This is a genomic window from Nitrospina gracilis Nb-211 (genome assembly GCF_021845525.1).
Classification (GTDB): domain Bacteria; phylum Nitrospinota; class Nitrospinia; order Nitrospinales; family Nitrospinaceae; genus Nitrospina; species Nitrospina gracilis_A.
In genome coordinates, this window is record NZ_JAKJKD010000001.1 from 2,671,999 (window position 1) to 2,689,665 (window position 17,667).

Annotated in this window: 15 protein-coding genes and 1 tRNA gene; 7 read left to right on the forward strand and 9 right to left on the reverse strand. The window is 50.2% G+C overall.

The features are described from left to right. Nucleotides 1–20: 20 nt before the first annotated feature. Nucleotides 21–200 (reverse strand): hypothetical protein, encoded by a 180-nt coding sequence (locus J2S31_RS12620; protein WP_237099447.1) that lies wholly within the window; start codon nt 198–200, stop codon nt 21–23. 225 nt (nt 201–425) lie between these two features. Further along, complete coding sequence (locus J2S31_RS12625) at nt 426–707, reverse strand: hypothetical protein (RefSeq protein WP_237099448.1); 282 nt, start codon at nt 705–707, stop codon at nt 426–428. 241 nt (nt 708–948) lie between these two features. Between J2S31_RS12625 and J2S31_RS12630 the strand changes: the two genes are divergently transcribed. Beyond that, entirely contained in the window at nt 949–1,614 is a 666-nt protein-coding gene (locus tag J2S31_RS12630; protein ID WP_237099449.1) for a hypothetical protein, read from the forward strand. A gap of 54 nt (nt 1,615–1,668) precedes the next feature. On the opposite strand, the gene J2S31_RS12635 is transcribed toward J2S31_RS12630, so the two are convergent. Continuing rightward, entirely contained in the window at nt 1,669–2,265 is a 597-nt protein-coding gene (locus J2S31_RS12635; RefSeq protein WP_237099450.1) for a tyrosine-type recombinase/integrase, read from the reverse strand. Between the two features lie 379 nt (nt 2,266–2,644). Here J2S31_RS12635 and J2S31_RS12640 point away from each other — a divergent pair, with 379 nt between their 5' ends. The 3 genes from J2S31_RS12640 (at nt 2,645) to J2S31_RS12650 (ending at nt 5,800) form a co-directional block, all read left to right on the forward strand. Further along, nucleotides 2,645–3,118, forward strand: coding sequence for a hypothetical protein (locus tag J2S31_RS12640; protein WP_237099451.1), 474 nt, complete (start codon nt 2,645–2,647; stop codon nt 3,116–3,118). Between the two features lie 728 nt (nt 3,119–3,846). Beyond that, nucleotides 3,847–4,941, forward strand: a complete 1,095-nt coding sequence (locus J2S31_RS12645) for a hypothetical protein (protein WP_237099452.1) — start codon at nt 3,847–3,849, stop codon at nt 4,939–4,941. Between the two features lie 40 nt (nt 4,942–4,981). After that, the gene (locus tag J2S31_RS12650) at nt 4,982–5,800 is read left to right on the forward strand and encodes a hypothetical protein (protein ID WP_237099453.1); all 819 of its coding nucleotides are present in this window, start codon (nt 4,982–4,984) and stop codon (nt 5,798–5,800) included. 39 nt (nt 5,801–5,839) lie between these two features. Here J2S31_RS12650 and J2S31_RS12655 read toward each other — a convergent pair whose 3' ends face one another. Continuing rightward, nucleotides 5,840–6,979, reverse strand: coding sequence for a tyrosine-type recombinase/integrase (locus J2S31_RS12655; RefSeq protein WP_237099454.1), 1,140 nt, complete (start codon nt 6,977–6,979; stop codon nt 5,840–5,842). A gap of 251 nt (nt 6,980–7,230) precedes the next feature. Here J2S31_RS12655 and J2S31_RS12660 point away from each other — a divergent pair, with 251 nt between their 5' ends. Then, nucleotides 7,231–7,887, forward strand: coding sequence for a Spy/CpxP family protein refolding chaperone (locus tag J2S31_RS12660; RefSeq protein WP_237099444.1), 657 nt, complete (start codon nt 7,231–7,233; stop codon nt 7,885–7,887). 76 nt (nt 7,888–7,963) lie between these two features. Continuing rightward, nucleotides 7,964–8,040: transfer RNA gene (locus J2S31_RS12665), tRNA-Pro, on the forward strand. Nucleotides 8,041–8,096: 56 nt separating this feature from the next. Here the strand turns inward: J2S31_RS12665 and J2S31_RS12670 are convergent. Genes J2S31_RS12670 through J2S31_RS12690 form a run of 5 tightly spaced genes read right to left on the reverse strand, consistent with a single transcriptional unit; the run spans nt 8,097 to nt 13,314 of the window. Next, nucleotides 8,097–8,987 carry a hypothetical protein gene (locus J2S31_RS12670; protein WP_237099455.1) on the reverse strand — a complete coding sequence of 297 codons (891 nt, stop codon included), beginning with the start codon at nt 8,985–8,987 and terminating at the stop codon, nt 8,097–8,099. A gap of 28 nt (nt 8,988–9,015) precedes the next feature. Continuing rightward, nucleotides 9,016–10,374 (reverse strand): acyl-CoA dehydrogenase family protein, encoded by a 1,359-nt coding sequence (locus tag J2S31_RS12675; protein ID WP_237099456.1) that lies wholly within the window; start codon nt 10,372–10,374, stop codon nt 9,016–9,018. A 3-nt stretch (nt 10,375–10,377) separates the two neighbouring features. After that, nucleotides 10,378–11,280, reverse strand: a complete 903-nt coding sequence (locus tag J2S31_RS12680; RefSeq protein ID WP_237099457.1) for a 3-hydroxyacyl-CoA dehydrogenase family protein — start codon at nt 11,278–11,280, stop codon at nt 10,378–10,380. Between the two features lie 18 nt (nt 11,281–11,298). Continuing rightward, entirely contained in the window at nt 11,299–11,898 is a 600-nt protein-coding gene (locus tag J2S31_RS12685) for a hypothetical protein (RefSeq protein WP_237099458.1), read from the reverse strand. Nucleotides 11,899–11,901: 3 nt separating this feature from the next. After that, the gene (locus tag J2S31_RS12690; RefSeq protein WP_237099460.1) at nt 11,902–13,314 is read right to left on the reverse strand and encodes a thiolase C-terminal domain-containing protein; all 1,413 of its coding nucleotides are present in this window, start codon (nt 13,312–13,314) and stop codon (nt 11,902–11,904) included. Nucleotides 13,315–13,797: 483 nt separating this feature from the next. Here J2S31_RS12690 and J2S31_RS12695 point away from each other — a divergent pair, with 483 nt between their 5' ends. Continuing rightward, on the forward strand, nt 13,798–17,652 hold the full coding sequence (locus J2S31_RS12695) for a DUF6537 domain-containing protein (protein WP_237099467.1): 3,855 nt from the start codon (nt 13,798–13,800) through the stop codon (nt 17,650–17,652). Nucleotides 17,653–17,667 lie beyond the last annotated feature (15 nt).

Genomic DNA, 17,667 nt, shown 5'->3' on the forward strand with positions numbered 1-17,667 from the left:
ATTGTCTTTGAGCAATGTTATTACAATTCTTTTTCGTCTTGGAATAAACTAGGTTGTATTTGATCTTTTATGTATTGCTCTGCTTTTAAGATAAACCATTCCTTTAGGGTTTTTTGCTCCAATGCCAGAGTGGCATAAAGTCTTTTTTTGAGGTCCGGGCTAATTTCGATAACAATACGTCCAGATTCACCAATTGCCATATAACACCTAAGCTACGTTACATAAGTAATATTACATGGCAACCATATATCATACCTTTCTTGGAAACAAGAAATTTTTAGAAAATTAAATAAAGTCAATTATTTAATTAATATATGTTCGTATTTTTAAGTTTTTCACGCATCCACCAATTTAGATTCTCCATCATTCACTTTTTTCCCCACCAAATCCTGCATATGTGCCACTCTTCATCCAAGGAATCCAAATCATTTCCAATCATCCCGCCTTATCCCCATTCTCGCCCCTGAATTTTTGAATTTTTCCCTATACAAATCCACAGGGATTTGAAGCTTTCGGAACCGCTCTGCATCCACCTGATTCGTAAAGACCACGGTTATCGTCCTCATCATGGTTTCCGGGTCCAATTCGTCGGCCTCAATTACAAAATCACCCATCGTTTTCTCATTTAACCAGCCCAAAATGGCAGGCTTTATCCTGTCCCTTATGTAGTGCCCATACTGTTTTTCTATTCGCCATTCACATTTCATTAACATTTATAATACAAGGCTTTAGGACAATTTTTTAATCAAAAAGTCCTCACTATTTTGCGCAAATTTGATATAATAAGCATGCTGTCCAAGCGGGCAGTTGCAGACTATATATTATGAAATAAATGGTTGCACGTGAGCCTAAAATCTTGGCCAGAAATGACGTAAAAATGGCTATAGAACGGGCATCTGCATTAAAGGCAAAAGCCGAAAACTTTAAACTTTAATGTAGGGTATTAAAATGCAATCAACAATTAAGCAGGAAGGTCAGAAAAACACTTCAACTCAAACACCTCAAGACTTCATCGGACAGATCACTGAAAATTGGCGTAAATCTGTTGGAGGTATTTTAAAAGTTGCCAGGTTGTTGTCTGAAGCAGAAAACGCTTTAACCAAAGATCAGTGGAAGGATTTAATAAGTAATCGTTTACCATTTTCCCGCACCATTGCTTACAAGCTTTTAAAAGTGGGTAAAGATAATCGAATTTTAAATCCGGACCACATTGAGATTTTACCAGGTTCATATGCGACTCTTCATGCGATCAGTACCTTATCGAATGAGGAGTTTGACAAGGCAAAAACTCAAGGTCTTTTAAAACCAACTGTTCAGCGCAAAGAGATATTAGATTTTCGGGACGCTGAGCAAGGGGTTATTAAAGGAAAAAGCAAGAACCTTCCTGAAAATGAAAAGTTTCTAATCATTTTTGTCGACCCGGATCGAGCCGATCTTTCAGAGATTCAATCTAAGATCGAAAAATCTCTTAAGGGTATGAATGGAACACGACTTGAGCCGACCTCTTTGGAGCGAAAGCTAAAGGAGCAAAAAGAAAAGGAACTAAAAAAGCAAAATCAAGAGCTTCTCCAAAGGTATTCACCAGAGGAGCTTTTTGAAAAATTAAATTCGTAAAGCTAAAACTGAAATTCGGCACATGGCTTCGGTCATGTGCCATTTTTTTTGCCCTTATATCTTCAAATTCTTCGAAATATTCGCCAGCAGACGCGGATTGTCCTCAGCATAGATGGAAGTAGTGGTGATACTGGAATGACCTAAAAGCGTTTGTACTGACTTAATACCAACACCTTGTTCCAACAACCGTGTCGCAAAGCTCCTCCGGCCGCTATGACTGGATGCACCATAAATCCCGACACTCTCATACATATTTGAAAATAGCATTTGCATGGTATTCGGTGAAAATTTTCCCGAAATCTGACTTCGAAATAGATGACTGTTCGGGAATAATGTCTTTTCCACCTTCCGCCGGTGATCCAAGTAGACCTTTAAAGCTTTCTTAACCTTGGTATTGGTTAGATAAACCGTACGCACCTTTTCCCCTTTGGTCATGTGTTTACGCAACACAATCTCCTCTTTCAACCTGCCCTCGTCGTCCATCACATCCACGATTTTTAAACTCGCCATCTCTTTAGCTCTTAACCCTAGGTAGAACGAAAAATGAAGCAGGGCAATATTGCGGAAACCATGTTTTTCGCCTTTTTGGTTTCTGACCACACGTCGAAATTCATGCTCACTGAGTACTCTCGCTCGTCCTTGTTTCGCCATTAATCAACCTCCAATAAACCTGTTAATTTCCATGGAAATCATGAAATCTACAGACTTAAAAACCCAAACCGCTTCAATCAACTTGTAACTTTCCTGATTTAAATAAAAATATGTTTTTTTATTAATTTTAACATGTTTTTGACATTTTTTAATAATTTCTTAACATATTAATTTTAAAGGAGTTATTGTCATTTTTCCCTTGATTTCTGATTTAAATGAACGTATAATATAACCTCCATTGTTGATAACTCCATGTGTAATTGGCATTTACGCCAATTTCCGTTAACTGTGTGGTTTCACCCCAGCCTTGAATGGACCCATTTTATAAATATAAATACGTATAAACCTGTTTTACAGGACGGGTAGAAACGAGGATGGGATGAACCACATCAGTTACGGACAGCTGAAGCCGGATTTAGTGGCCATGTTGGAGGGCCTTAAATTTGATTATTTCCTGACCTTTAACTTCAACCGAGAGACTGGTGCAGGTGCTGGACGACGGCAATTAGACCGTTGGCACAAAAAACTAGATCGGAAATTATTTGGCAGATATTTCTATAAACACAAACGCGAAAACAGAACATTTTTCATCGCGTTTCAGGAAATCGGCGGCAAAACCGGGCAGTTTCATTATCATGCTTTGGTAAAGTTACCCGAAGACCGCTGGGAGGATTTTAAGCTTTTTGCACCAATGTATTGGGAAAGACTGATACCTAGTGGGGATTTAAACCTTCAGTTATTGAAGGAAGTAAAGGATAAGCAAAAAGCCGCGTCCTACTCGGTGAAGGACATTTGGAATGAAGAAAATCTTGAGAATTTCGTGATTTCGACAGAGTTCAGCAAGAGACGGTAGTTTTGGTGGTTGCAACGCAGCCAATTATATTATGACTGATATTTTTGCTGAGATTATATCGCTTTAAAAGCCGTACTTTGGGACGGCATTAGAATAACTGTGTTTAATTTAGGTAATTCTATAACCGAACAAAAACAATACATTCTTTCTATTTGTTCTTAAGTTCTTCCATTAAAGATTGTTTGTCTATTACCTTCTAACCAATAATTAATATCCTGGGACATCCGAAGGATGTGGCCGAAGGCCACTAGTATTGTAAGATTTTTTATCTTCTAATTCTCGAAACGTATCAACTAAAGGATTTAAATGGTAACTAATAAAAGGTTAGTCGCATTTCGATTACCGGTACATTTAATAGAACAACTAGATCAAATATCTCAAAATCAGGAATTAACTCGTTCTGGTTTATTGCGGAAATTAACCAAAGAATTTATTTTAGGTTTTCGGCTAAAGACGAGGTCCTACCATAAAAGGTTTAACGAGGGTTTTTAATAAAACAATTTGATATGTTTTCATTCCAGCATTTCTTTTCCTGCTTGTTCCCAATTTAAGTTATTTTTATCCCATCTGTAGACTTTTCTTCCCGTTTAGCCTTCCTTTAGATAAAATCATCACTTCTGATTTTTTCCCCAATATCATTTTCATGGCTTGCATTTTTTTTATTCCGAAAATTAGACCCACTTTCTTGCATTTCCTGCAAATAAAACCCATTTTTCTTGGAAGATCCGATGGCTACTAATTGGGAAATTGTTGCTGTCCTGCACAACTTAAAGCTTACCCGTTCATTTGATACACAGTATTTTTCGTTAGCTCCAACTTCAGATCAGCGAGTAAAGGGTATTGTTGAGCAATTTCCAATTTGGGGAAATTTCATTCTCAATTTTCATGACGACTTTAAAAGAAAAAGAGATGTATCGGTTATTTTAAAAAACTTGGATACCACAAGGATTGATAATGAATGGGAAGCAATTATAACTTTTAGAAACATAATCGCGATCAGCTCTATCCTGTTTCATATTCAGACAAGAATAAGACTTCCTCACCATCTAGGTATTTTTTATAGCGACAACTTCATTATCCACCCTTCCATTTTAGATAAAGGTGGAAATCTGGTTACTTCCACGCCAGCTCTACAATGCATTGAGGACTTAGATGATTTTAATGGCCATATATCCCCAGGACTTCCAGAGTTTTTTCTAGATAGATTAGACGATTATCTACTAAGTGGTCTATTAACGTTATGGGAGGAAATTTTTTTTACCGGAAACTTCAATAATTGGAATTATCATGCTTTATTTCGTTCTTTGCAAATCGCCTTTCAAGCCTGCTCAATGCCAGTACGCAATGGAGTCTCTCTTTTTGATTTGGCGACACAGATAGCTTTATGGGGAAGTGCTTTTGAAACACTGGTTCATCCAGGCGGAGATGAAGACGTGGATAAATGGAAGGTTATTAGGTTAATAGGCAACTTGAATTATTTAAAACCAGAACTTAATGAACGTAAATACTCAAGTGGGCAAGTTGATTTAACCGCCATACAATTCCTTTATTTTGAGTTACACAAGGCTAGAAGTAATTTTTTACACGGAAATCCATTTGATTGGGAACAAATATATCCTTTTAATAATATACAGCATAAAGCATTTACTATCGTTGCCCCTCTAATCTATAGATTTGCCCTGTCTTCCTTTTTATGTCAGGGTGATGCAAGGTTTAAACCATTTGATCCAAATGATCCAACTGCCGAGATTTATACACTTCAAGGCCAATATGAGATGGCAGTCGCAAAAAGTATTAGGTTGCCCTGGTTCGGAGTAAATTGAAGCCCTAAATTTCTAATTAGGATTATATAAAGAACTTACTATGGCAAAATTTTTTGGAATTTATGGGTTCAACTTTACCAAACCCATAGAAACTCGTTGGTTTTCATTAAGCCCTATCTATAAAAACAAATTGGAGATTGATAAACTTGCAATTGACACAAACAACCTCCATTTAACTGGCATTGGAAAAGCCAATGTGCCAGCGACTCCAGATCATTTTTTCCACTTGGAAGGCTCCTTGACATTCATACAACAACAGTTAATTATCCTTGATTTGAGAAACCAAACCAAAAAGGACTACCCAAATTCAATACCCATATTTCATAAACGAAACCACGGGAACTCTTTAATTTTAAACGATACTTTCAATCCGGATTCTACAAGAAAATTATTACATACCTTGTTTTTGAAATTGACAGATGAATCTTTTTGCCAAAATACTGGTTTTCGAGAGGCCTTATATAGAAACGTTACAATTTACAAACTGCCTAAACCAATTATAGACATAACATATTATTTGTCTTTTTCTGGGCTCGAGCTTGTTGCCAGGAAGAACGAAAATGACTACAGCCGACCAACCGCTCAGGTTATAAATCGTTTTTTAAAGAATTTTGGATTTTTGACCACCTTAAGAGAAATGGAAATTTTTACGGGGTTAAGAAATGCACTCTTTCATAACGGGAAGTACGAATGGGCAAAAAGGGCAACAAAAACGGAGCCTGCTGAATTATACAAATTAACCGATTATGATATTAAATGCGAAACCCTGTTATGCGATGCCATTCTTAAACTAATTAACTTTGATGACCAAACAATAAATTGGAACCGATGGAAAGATCGCATGGGGTTCACAGGGTAGGTTTTCAAACTATGATGCGCCCTCCTGCACATGTGCCACTCACCTACCCGCCAAATCCTTTGCCGCCATTGTAGGGGTTAAATGACTATAATGGGCCTCTAACATTCCAATACTGGTTCCCATATTTCTCGCCAACCTGTGCAAATCGATACCCTTTAAAATCTGAAAAGTTGCATAGGTATGTCTGAGACTATACAAAGTTCTTCTGTTGCCATGCCTATCAAACATCAACCCAGATTCTTTCATTAAAATATTAAAAGTTCCGTCAAGGCATTTGGTACTTTCTCCATTGCTAAGTCGAAAGACATTTTCTTCACCTGAAACCTTGCCAAATCTCTTTTTTATCCGCTTTAAATATCTCCTAACGTTGTGTTTGGCTATCAGCTCACGTTTTCCCGTCTTCCCATTCACCCAGAATCTCAAAAAGGCCGTCCCATTATGACTGAACTCCTCTATATGCTTCCATTTCAGACTAGCGGTCTCTGTACCATGCCTCATTCCAGTCTGAATCAAGATCAATACATAATCCTGCAATAATTCCCGCATCATGTTAGATTTTTCAGTTCGGCCCTCTTTTGCCCATTCCCTCATAAACCGACAAAGTTTCTTAATTTCATCCCAACTAAAATTTGGTCGCCTTTGACTACGCTCGCCTTTGTTCCTCAATTCAGGGACCTGATAAGCGTTGATCCAACCTCTATCGACGGCTACATTGAATACTCTCTTTAATGCCGAATTATGGTTGTTGAGCGTTGAATGCTTAAGCCGGCGCTTGACTTGTTCATTTCGCCACAAATCAAATTTCTTTATGGCAGTAAAATCTATATTTGCGATCAGGGTATTTCCGAAATAGGGGATGAAATAGCGATTTATTGCTTGAATATAATCCAAGTAACTTTTCTTTCCATAGCCAGCTTGTAATTCTTGCTCCATCTCCTTGATGGAGATTCTGGCAGCATCTACAAATCGGCGGGATTCTAGAACAACATTATGCTTTTGAAGCACACGATATTCATCGTGTAAATTACATGCTATTTCGGAGGCGTCTTTTAGGTTGGCTTGTTTGGTCGAGATTCTTTTCCATTTACCATTTTTAAGCTTAATTCGTGCCTGCCATCTTCGACTATTCTCCCGTTTATAGAGATATACATTGCCGTCTCTAAAACGGATTCGTTCCATTGTTAATTACAGGAATTTTTGGTTTCATAAGAAAGGAACGGGTTGTGAAAAAGTAACCGTTTTATAACACAGTTTGAAACACAGTAAAAATTGAGGTTTGTAATAAGTTTAAAAACTCCTATTTAGAAAATAAGTTATTAACTTCGAATCCGTAGGTCGCAGGTTCGAATCCTGCCGGGCGTGCCAATTTGGTTCCATCTTTCCGGACCCAGTCCAGACTGCCTCATAAGTGAGTGAGAAAGGAGTACCCCATGCGCCATTTCGTTTCATCCATTCCCCGCGTTCTCGTTTACGGATTCGCCTTGCCCCTGTTGCTGACCGGGACGGTCACCCTGGCCGCGGCCAGCCCGGAAGAAGGCAGTAATACCGAAGGTCAAATGAAATCGCCGCACGGCTACACCCACGGCTCGCCGCATGGCACCTCTCCGCATGGATCGGGTTACTCCGGCCACCATGGCAAGGAAGAGGGCAGTGGCAAGGGCTACGAACACGGCGAGGGCTACAGCCACGGATCGAAAGGGTATGGCCACGGTTATAAAAAAGGTCATGGCAGTTACGGTCATGGCGGCGGACACCACGGCGACCGCGATCCGTTCTCGCATCTCCTGAAATTCGCCAAACCGCTGGGACTCACTGAGGATCAGTTGAAAACCATCAGCGACAAGCAGTTTGAGTACCAGAAGAAAAGTGTGCAACTGCATGCCGAGCACCGCATCGCGCACATGGAACTGGAGAAACTGGTGCACAGCGGTGAGTTCGACGAAAGCGCCATCCGCAACGTCGGCGAGCGCATGAAGACGGTGAAGGCGGCCTCGATCCAGTTGATGATCGACGCCAAGATCGCTCTGCTTCAGGTATTGACCGACGACCAGCGCAAGAAGATCGGCGGCCTGCACCACGGCGGCTGAGTCCGGAAGACCGCGCGGCGGCATGACCACGCCACCGGTTGAATCATCGGATGCGAAACCGTTACATGACATTTAACGGGGCGTAGCGCAGCCTGGCAGCGCATCTGCTTTGGGAGCAGAGGGTCGGAGGTTCAAATCCTCTCGCCCCGACCAGAAACGAAAAGGGATCACGGCAACACGCCGCGATCCCTTTTTATTTTGATGCGCACTTAAACCTCGATGACGCGGTCGTAGATGCCGGAGTACACGGTGAGGCCGGACTCCACACTGCGCGAATGCGGCACGGCGAAACCACCCTGGCGGGTCAGCTCCAGCATGCTCAGGAAATTGGGATGGCTGTCGTCATGGTACAAATGACACGACGCATCGACCTGCCGCACCAGGTCGGCGGTCGCCATCCTCGCCACAGCGCCATCCGCCTGCCGGTAGTTTTGCATCACCGCCACGGTCAGCGGAACGTGCCGGCTCTTCGGCTTCTGGTAACAGTTGGTATAAAACGCCTGACCGAACACGCCGCGCTCAACACAGGTTTCGATGAGCCGCCCCGCGACGCCCTCCGCACCGTTGCCGAAGTTCGCCGGACAGAACAGCAGGTCCGCCCGCAATTCCTCCGGCGGGAACAGTTTCAGCAGGTACAAATCGGAGCAGATGAGAAACAGCGCCGAATACGCCTGCCCTTCGTGACGCAATACCACGCGGTTGAGGTGCGTGTACGGTTTGACGTTGATGATCGGCGATTTCTCATCCATCCACCGCATCTCGAACGACTGAGTCGTCACCTTCGCCTGCGGTGCGCTCACCTTGCCATTGGCGGAAAACACAAACAGCGTGTTCGCGCGCTCGCCCGCCTCACTATAAGGCAAGTCGTCCGCCGCGCGGTTGAGCGTGGTGATGAGGGTGGCCTGTTTCTCCCGCGCCCAACGGCAAAACGCGTCGTAGGCGATGTCCGATCCTTCCGCCGTGTACGCGGCGTACTCGGGAAACAGAACGATGTCGCCCGCACTCACCGACTCCACCTGCCGTGCGATCTCCGCCAACTGCCTGTCTTCCGCCGCCATGCCGAACGTGCGCAGTTGTATCTCCAGCGGTTTGGTTTTCATTGTCATCGATTCCACATGTGCGCTCATATCAATCCTGTAATCCTTTTTTTACTTTATAGCGTTTCACTTCCATGCGCGACAGCGTGTTTTCCAAAACTTCCGGCACCGCCTCGCCGAAGTAATACAACCACGAGTCGAGGTAATGCTTCATCGCCCGGTTTTCCTTGACCACCGAACTCGCCCCCCAGATCTGGATGAGGTAAGTGCACGCCTTCTGCGCCACCGCCGCCGCTTTCAGCTTGGCGCTGTTGGCGGCGATGACGTAACGTGCAAGCAAGTCGCCATCGTTGGAATTCTTGTCGTACTGATCCTTCATCCACGCCGCGCGGTAGGTCATGTCGCGCGCCGCGTTGATTTCCGTCGAAAGCTCGGCCACTTTCGCCTTGGTGCGGTCGTACTCGATCAAGTGCCGCCCGGCAGTCTTCTTGCCTTCGATCGCCACCTCCAGGTATTCCTCGAACACGCGTTGCGCCAGGCCCGTCGCCAGGGCGGCGATGGTGATGCGGCCGGAGTTGAGCATGCGCATGGCGTAGTCCATGCCGAAGCCTTCCTGCCCGACCATGTGGTCCGGCGGCAGTTTCACTTCATTGAAAACGATCTCGCCGAACGAGGAATTTTCCACCACATACTTCTCGAACACCTGTCCCGTGCGGCACCCTTCCTGCGCACGCTCGACCATAAACAGGCTTACGCCGTGGCGCGGGTCCTTCGACGTGCGTGCGAACACGCCGAACACCGTCGCCGACTCGGCGTTGGTGATCCAGAACTTGTTGCCGGTCAGCGTGTATTCACTGCCGCCGCCGTTCAGCACCGCGCGCGTCGCCATCTCCTGCATGATGTTGGAGCCCGACGCCGACGCCTCGGTCAGGCAGAACGCCGCCAGATGCTCGCCGGAGACCAGCGCTTCCAGGATGCTCCGGCCGTAATCGGACAAGCGTCCCGCGTGGTAGTTGAACTTCAAACCCTCCGCTACCGTGTTGGAGATGGCATAGCGCACGCCGATGCTGGGCGACGCCTTGCCGAGCGTTTCCAGGAATGCGATGAACAAGGGAAACGGCAGGCCGAGTCCGCCGAGCTCCTCGGCAAATGGCATGGCGGTGAGGCCGGATTCCACGATCTGCTGGAACACGTTGTCCGGCACCTTGCGTTTCGATCGGGCTTTTTCGTACACCGCCTCCACCGCGTTTTTATCGAGCGTGTCCTCGGCCAGCAGTTGCGAACGAAACTCGTGCAATGGATTGGCGGCGCGCGCCACTTCCGTCGCCATCTCCGCCGGAAGCACGCGTTCCTCCACCAGCTTGGCGAAGGCGTCGAGCATCTCAATATGCGTCTCGTCCCCATACATCATGGTCAAGAGGTCTTTCTGCGCGCTGACGGCGTAGCTCATGGTTCACCCCGCGTTTTTGAATTCCAGCACTCTCGGGTTGACGCGCTGGATCAGGTTGCCCTGCCATTCATAAAATCCGGCAGACGATTTTCTGCCGAACATCCCTGCCTCCACCAACCTCGTGAGCAACGGCGCCGGACGAAACCGCTCGCCGTGCTCCTTCTGCATCACCGATAGAATGTGATGCGTCGTGTCGTTGCCGATGGTATCCGACAGGGCCAAAGGCCCCATCGGATGGTTGAGACAGGCCACCCCTCCGCGGTCTATATCTTCGATCGACGCCGTGCCCTCGCCCACGAGCATCACGGCTTCGTTGATCATCGGCATCAGCATGCGGTTGACCACAAACCCCGCGCGGTCTTTCGACACCACCACCTGCCTGCCCAAGTGCCTGGCCAGTTCATGAGCCGCGACGAACGTGGCATCGGAAGTCAACAGGCCGCGCACGATCTCCAACCCGGGCATGAGAAACGGCGGGTTCATGAAATGAAACCCGATTACCTTTTCCGGATGGCGCGCCACCGCCGCCAACTCGGTGATGGGAATGGACGACGTGTTCGACGCCAGAATGGTGGAGGGCGAGGCGATGTCTCCCAGTCCCTCGAACAGGATTTTCTTTTCGCCCTCGTCTTCCACCACCGCCTCGATGATGAACTCCGCGTCGCAGAACTCCTTGAGCCCCTTGACCCCAATCACCCGGTCCACCGTGCTCTGCATCTGTCCCTTCGGGATTTCATTCGAAGCCACCGCCTTTTCCAGCCTGCGGCGGATGGTTTCGATTCCTTTCTGAATTTGCCTGGGCGCGGCATCGTAAAGGAGAACGCCCAGGCCGGCCTCCGCCAGCACCTGAGCGATGCCGCTTCCCATCTGCCCCGCTCCCACAACGCCCACGATTTTTGGAATCATCGTTTTGCCCCTTCATCTTCAAACCGGATAGTGCTTGCTGGCGACGTAACCTTCCGGGAACGCTTTCCGGGGCGTGCCCGCGCGCACCCACATGACGTCGCTGAAATTGGCGATGGGATCGTCGCGGAACACCGGACGCAGTTCGTCGTCGCGTTTCAGCTTTTTGTAATCCTCGCTCTCCACCATGCCCGCCACCAGTGTGTCGAGCTCGGTGAACTCTTGATCCGGCAGGTGGGCGCGCACCCACGCCACCGTCACCGGCAGGCGGTCCTTGAACGAGATGCCTGCCAGTTCCACTGCCGTGGACAGCGTATCGATAAAAAACCGCGTCTCGCCGGGAAGCGCCGCCCATTCCGTGCGTCCGTAACATTCCGGGCAATCGACGCGCGGCACCTGGAAACGCAGTACCTTGCCGAAATCGTGGCCCTCCGCGTTTTCACAGAAGGTGAACAAGAGGCGCGCCCGCGTCCCGCCCATGATGCCGTTGATGTACGGCGAAATGCCGCCGTAGGTTTTTTTGTAATCGATGAACACCTGCCGCCGCACCATCACCACTTCGGTCTTCGCCGGGTTGTATGCCCGGTCTTTGGGATCCAGATACGAATCGTTGACCGGCATCGCTCACCACCCTTTCTCCACGGTCGTCACCGTGATATCGCTTCCCGTTCCCGCGTGACTGTGAAACAACGCGCGCTTCACGTCCGGCACCTGTGCCTCCGCGTGTCCGTATTTTTCTTTTATTTTTCCCTGCATCTGCCAGAGCACATCCACCGCCTGCACGTTGCCGGTGGCACCGACGCCGTGCATCTGCCCGATCAACCCGCCCGACGGGTTCACATAAAGCCCGCGTTCACCGCCGATCTTCGGGTTGATCGGGACCCTGCCATCGGTGAGCGGCAGTTCGTTGAACAAGTGGCAGGCATGGCCATACGGCACCATGCCCAGGTCTTCCATCGTCTGCACGACGGAGATGACGAAGGCATCGTGGATTTCGATCAAGTCGAAGTATTCCAACGGATCGGTGCGGATACCCGCCATCTCGTACGCCTTCTTCGCCGCCCAGCGCCCGGCGCGGAACGAATGCAGTCCCGGGTACACCAGTGACTCGTAATAAGCGACGCGTTCCGGATCGTTTTCTTCGTGCGGGAGAAGCAGGTTTTCCTTTATCAATCCACCCTTCAGGCGCGGCCGCTCCCCGGTGCGCATGCAGTCGGTGCCGTTTCCCAGCCCCGTCACCCGAACCGGTTTGTCGGTGAACTCTTTCGCCAGCTCCTCCGTCGCCACGATGACGGCCGATGCGCCGTCCGTCATCAAACAGCAATCCAACCGATAGGAGGGGGTGGCAACGATGCCCGACTGCTCTACCTGGTCAATGGTGATGAAGCCTCTGGTCGAGGCGGTGGCGTATGGATTTTCGTGCGATGTCTGGGCCCGGCGATTGTACTGCGCGTTGTTGCGCATCATCACCGCGATTTTGGAAAACGCCGCGCGCAGGTCTTTCGCCGAGACGGTTTTGCCGACGAAGGTATCGAGGTAGGCCTGCGCCATCGCCGCGTAGTAAAGGGGGTAAAATCCGCCGTTGGGGAAATCCGTCACCGTGTCCGACGCCAGCGCGATGAACTCGTTTCCCTGAAACGTATCCACTTCCGACATTTTTTCGTAGCCGACGGCGAGCACGATGTCGGCCCGGCCGGAAGCCACCTTTTCAATTGCCGCCTGCACACCCAGTCCCCCGGTGGCGCCGCCGCCCACCACGCGGTACGCCTCCACCGGGTTGAGGCCAAGGTAGTCGCGCGTCAACGCCTCACCCAGCAACTGGCCGGCAAAGTGATCGGCAAAATGGCTGATGATCACCCCGCCGCGCTCCTTGAGCAGGGAGCGGAACTCTTTCGGCTTGAGGCCGAGGTCGGTCACGGCCTCCCGCACCGCCTGCATGGTCATTTCATAAAACATCAAATCCGGGTTGGCTTTGGCGAAGTGATCCACCTTGCCGCCGGAGACAAGCACCACGTTGCGTTGTAATGATCCGGCCATGGTCGTACCTCCATACATTCTTTAAGTAATATGGTGCCGGTCCTGAAAGTTTTCAACGAAACTGCACGCCCATAATTCCCTTTCAGGCGGGCGGCACCACAACCTTCGCATCGCCCAAACCCGGAACCGCTTACCGAACGGAACCCTCAGGGTTTTTGGAAGCATCCCGGACAAACGTGAAACAGCATTTCCCCGGGATGAACGGGAACCGGTTCTCATTCAGGTTGAAATTTCTCTTTACCAATATTTGCTTAAACACCGCTATTACAAGCCTTGCGGGACGGTAAAAAGGTTGGCGAATCGCTTTGCCACGGCCTAACTTTAATGGTGAATGCGTTTTGCATTTCAATGTTCTTTGAGGGGAATGGGAAATCCACCGGGAAACCACCGCGTTGGGATTGGCCTCCTGGCAGTTGCAGGTGAGACGCCTCGTCGGTGGGGACCAACCGGGAGTCCTGCTTCAGGACCTCAAGGGAGATGATTATGAGGATTCGTTCCAAGTCTGGAAACAAGGGCAAATCTTTTGAACCCGTGCGCGAAGCGGCCCGCATCCGTCGAACGCCACGCAAACAGCTTTCGCTGGAAGAAGAACGCTACCTGACCACGGAGGGTCCGCTTCACCTGACCGGCATCCAGGCTTTGGTGCGGCTGAACTTCGACAACCTGCGCCTGGTCCAGACCATCTATCCGGAGAAACGGTTCGCTTATTTCATCTCCGGTTACGAAGGCAGTCCATTGGGCGGGCTCGACATCAACCTGCGCAAGGTCTATTCCCTGCTCAAGCAGTGGCACATCCTGCATGTTCCCGGTGGCAACGAGGAAGCCGGCGCCAACATGATGTGGGGCAGTCAGATTCATCGCCTGTTCGGCCCGTCCAAGGTCGATGGCGTCATCGGCGCCTGGTACGGCAAGGGACCCGGTGTGCGCCGCATCGCCGACGTGCAGGATCACATGCAGATGGCGGGCATCGACAAATTCTGCGCCGCATACTTCATCAGCGGCGACGACCACACGAGCAAAAGCAGCACCACGCCGCACCAGACCGATTTCATTCATTACGCCAACCACATCCCCACCGCCTATCCCGGCAACGTGCGTGAAATTCTGGAAACCGGCAAGCGCATCATGCTGGTGTCGATGCTGTCGGGCTTGGCCATCAACCTGAAGCTGGAAACCTACGTCTGCGACGGATCGCAGGAGTTTCTGCTGAACCCGAATGAGGATCTTGAGCTGGCCGAAAAGTTTCTCGATTTTCTGGAGAAGAATAAAGACTACGCGCGGCATTTCAGCCCCGTATTATTGCCCCCCAGCGTATTGGTCAACGAATCCGAACTGCTGTATTCCAAACTGCCCATGGTCGCGGAGATCTCACGCATCTTCGGCCTCGACCAATGGCACAACCGCGAATTGAAATCGGACTTCGGCATCGTCGCCACGGGCAAAAGCTATTACGACCTGCTCGGCGCGCTCAAGGAACTGAACATCTACGACAAGGAAGTCGAAATCTTCAAGCCGCTCATCACCTGGCCCGCGGACATGGCCTCGCTCCGCGAGTTCGCCCGCGGTAAGAAAGAACTGATCATCATCGAAGAAAAGCGTCCATTTTACGAATCGCACATCAAGAACGCGCTGTTCAACGACTCAACGCGTCCCGTCATCGTCGGCAAGCAGGACGAAAACGGGGTGACGCTGTTCCCGGCGAACGGCAACCTGGATTCCGACCGGATCGCGCAGATCCTGGGGCCGCGCCTGGCACGGAAACCCGCGTTCCGCGACCGCAACCTGGAAGTGATTTTGAACGAGCGCCGGCGTTATGCGGAACTCAGCCTGCCGATCCAGATCAAGCGTCCTCCCGCTTACTGCTCCGGATGCCAGCACCGCACGGCGCTGGAAATCGCCGGGCACCACCTGCGGGAAGGCACGGTGGACGCGACCACGGTGCACTCGCATGATCTCGACGGCAACCCCGTCACCATTGAAATCACACCCAAGCACCTGATGGGCATCGGCATTGGTTGCTCGACCATGTCGATCATCGACTCGTTGGCCAGCAACCGCTCAGTGGTGGTGGGCCCGATGGAAAGCGAGGGATTGCTGTGGATGGGCGCGTCGGCGTTCAGTTACCGCATGCATGCCGACCAGGGATGCGGCGACGGAACTTATTTCCATTCGTCACGGCTCAACATCAATTTCATCCGCGACGCCATCCAGCATCTGAAAGAGCATTACGGCATCGACGACACCAACCAGACTCTGCTTTACGTTGACAACAGTGTTGTCGCCATGACCGGCGGCCAAAGGCCTGTCGGCCAGGACGATCCGGAAACCGCCATCGTCAACATCCAGCGCGAAGGCATCGAGCACATCGCCGTGGTAGCGGAAGACCCGGGAGAGTTCCGGCATTTCAAAAAACGCTACGGCATCGAGGTGTACCCGAAATCGGAGACCCTGCGCGTCAAAGAGGAGTTTTCGAAAAAGCCGGGGCTGAGCGTGATCTGGTACGTGCAGAAATGCGGTATCGAGAAAATCCGCGAGCGGCGCAGAAATGAAGAACTGGCGCCGCGTTACCGGGTCCACGTCAATCCGGAGGTGTGCGAGGACTGTGGCGATTGTGGCGTCGAAGCGAAATGCAGTTCCGTGTGGAAAACCAAAACGGAATTCGGCCCCAAGATCAAGATCCACCAGTTCTCCTGTATCCAGGACATGGCCTGCACCAAAGGGGATTGTCCGTCATACGTCAAGGTGTACACGCGTACCGGCACGCCCTTCAAGACGCCGGACCTGGAAAGCCTGCAGGCGCATGTTCGTGATTTGCCAAAACCGTTGCGCCGGCCCGCTTCCAGCAAGGTGTACGAAGTGTTCTCGGTCGGCATCGGCGGCTGGGGACTCATGACCGCCTACGAGATCCTCGCCCGCGCCGCCACCACAGAAGGCAAGAACATCGTCAAGGAAGACGATACGGGACTGTCGCAGAAGGGCGGGGAGGTACGCAATAACCTGAAGATCGCATCTGCAGGGTACGACTTGCGCGAAGGCTTCAAAATCGAGGCGGGCGGCGCGGACCTGTATATCTGCTCGGACCTGATCGGTGCGGTCAATCCGGAAAACCTGAGAGCGGCATCACCGGACAAAACCCGCGCCATCATCAATACCGCCAAGGTGCCGACCATGCCGATGATTGTCGGCAAGGCGGAATTCCCTTCGCTGGAATCCCTCCGCGGTATCATTGATTCGTTCACCGATGCGGAGCGGAATATCTACGTGAATGCAACGGACATCGTGGAATCCCTGTTCATGGACCACAAACCCACCAACCTGTTTCTGCTGGGAGTGGCCTTTCAAAGCATTGAAGACTTTCCGGTGGACGATCCCGAAAGCATCGAGGAAGGCATCCGTAAAAACAACGTGGAAGTGGAAATCAATGTACTGGCATTCCGTTTCGGCCGCTTGTACGCCCTCAATCCGGAAAAGGTACGGTCGCTGGCATTTCCCAAACCGCAGACTTTCGAAGAACGGATCCGCGGGTTCAAGCAAAACCTTCCCTTCTGGGACCGGGCCCGTTTTGAGGCTCTCGCGCGGAAGTTTCCGTTTGAAGCGATCCATCGTCCCAAATTCGCACGCGAGGTGTACGAACTGTTCCGGTTCCAAAACGGAAATTATGCACAACAGTTCGTGGACTTTGTCGAAGAGATTTACCGCTTCGATGCGGCATGCTTCCCCGACCGGAAACTGCGCTTCACCCAGGCCGTCGCGGACCACCTCTATCAAATGATGGCGTACAAGGACGAGTACCGGGTGGCGGACTTGTTGACCCGCCCGGAAGAGATGGACCGCATCACCCGCATGTACGCCGCAGGGGAGATCGAAAAAATCCGCTTTCTGCTGAGGCCGCCCATCCTCGAGCAGATTCCTCTTCTCCGCGACTGGAACTACATCCGCGAGCGTTTCGAGCAGGATGGCAAGTGGGAGTTCCCCCCCTGGGCGTTGAAACTGCTTCGGTACTTCAAGTTTTTGCGTGGAACGAAGCTGGACCCGTTCTACATGTTCAGCGACATGAGGAAACACGAGCAAAAAGCCATTGGCGTGTACCGGCGGCGCATGCTGTCACTCATCCCGTTGCTGAACGAAAAAAATTATGAGACTGCCTGCGAGGCGGCGGCCTACCCGTACAAGGCCAGCGGCTATGAACTGGTGAAGGAAATTCATACCGAGCAGGCTGAGGAATGGTGGCGGGATAAATACCAGCGAATGCTTCAAACCTTCTCCGCCGCGCCGCTGAAAAGCACCGAGGCGTGGACGGAAAAACGGGCGGCGGCAGCCTTTGACACTTCGGGATGACATCCCGACGGGCCC

Bases quoted from the DNA above. Each gene is read 5' to 3' on its own strand.
- J2S31_RS12650 (WP_237099453.1), top strand. From the start codon at position 4,982: ATGGCAAAATTTTTTGGAATTTATGGGTTCAACTTTACCAAACCCATA.
- J2S31_RS12645 (WP_237099452.1), top strand. From the start codon at position 3,847: ATGGCTACTAATTGGGAAATTGTTGCTGTCCTGCACAACTTAAAGCTT.
- J2S31_RS12685 (WP_237099458.1), bottom strand. From the start codon at position 11,898: ATGCCGGTCAACGATTCGTATCTGGATCCCAAAGACCGGGCATACAAC.
- J2S31_RS12670 (WP_237099455.1), bottom strand. From the start codon at position 8,987: ATGAAAACCAAACCGCTGGAGATACAACTGCGCACGTTCGGCATGGCG.
- J2S31_RS12655 (WP_237099454.1), bottom strand. From the start codon at position 6,979: ATGGAACGAATCCGTTTTAGAGACGGCAATGTATATCTCTATAAACGG.
- J2S31_RS12635 (WP_237099450.1), bottom strand. From the start codon at position 2,265: ATGGCGAAACAAGGACGAGCGAGAGTACTCAGTGAGCATGAATTTCGA.
- J2S31_RS12660 (WP_237099444.1), top strand. From the start codon at position 7,231: ATGCGCCATTTCGTTTCATCCATTCCCCGCGTTCTCGTTTACGGATTC.
- J2S31_RS12630 (WP_237099449.1), top strand. From the start codon at position 949: ATGCAATCAACAATTAAGCAGGAAGGTCAGAAAAACACTTCAACTCAA.
- J2S31_RS12690 (WP_237099460.1), bottom strand. From the start codon at position 13,314: ATGGCCGGATCATTACAACGCAACGTGGTGCTTGTCTCCGGCGGCAAG.
- J2S31_RS12680 (WP_237099457.1), bottom strand. From the start codon at position 11,280: ATGATTCCAAAAATCGTGGGCGTTGTGGGAGCGGGGCAGATGGGAAGC.
- J2S31_RS12695 (WP_237099467.1), top strand. From the start codon at position 13,798: ATGAGGATTCGTTCCAAGTCTGGAAACAAGGGCAAATCTTTTGAACCC.
- J2S31_RS12640 (WP_237099451.1), top strand. From the start codon at position 2,645: ATGAACCACATCAGTTACGGACAGCTGAAGCCGGATTTAGTGGCCATG.
- J2S31_RS12620 (WP_237099447.1), bottom strand. From the start codon at position 200: ATGGCAATTGGTGAATCTGGACGTATTGTTATCGAAATTAGCCCGGAC.
- J2S31_RS12675 (WP_237099456.1), bottom strand. From the start codon at position 10,374: ATGAGCTACGCCGTCAGCGCGCAGAAAGACCTCTTGACCATGATGTAT.
- J2S31_RS12625 (WP_237099448.1), bottom strand. From the start codon at position 707: ATGAAATGTGAATGGCGAATAGAAAAACAGTATGGGCACTACATAAGG.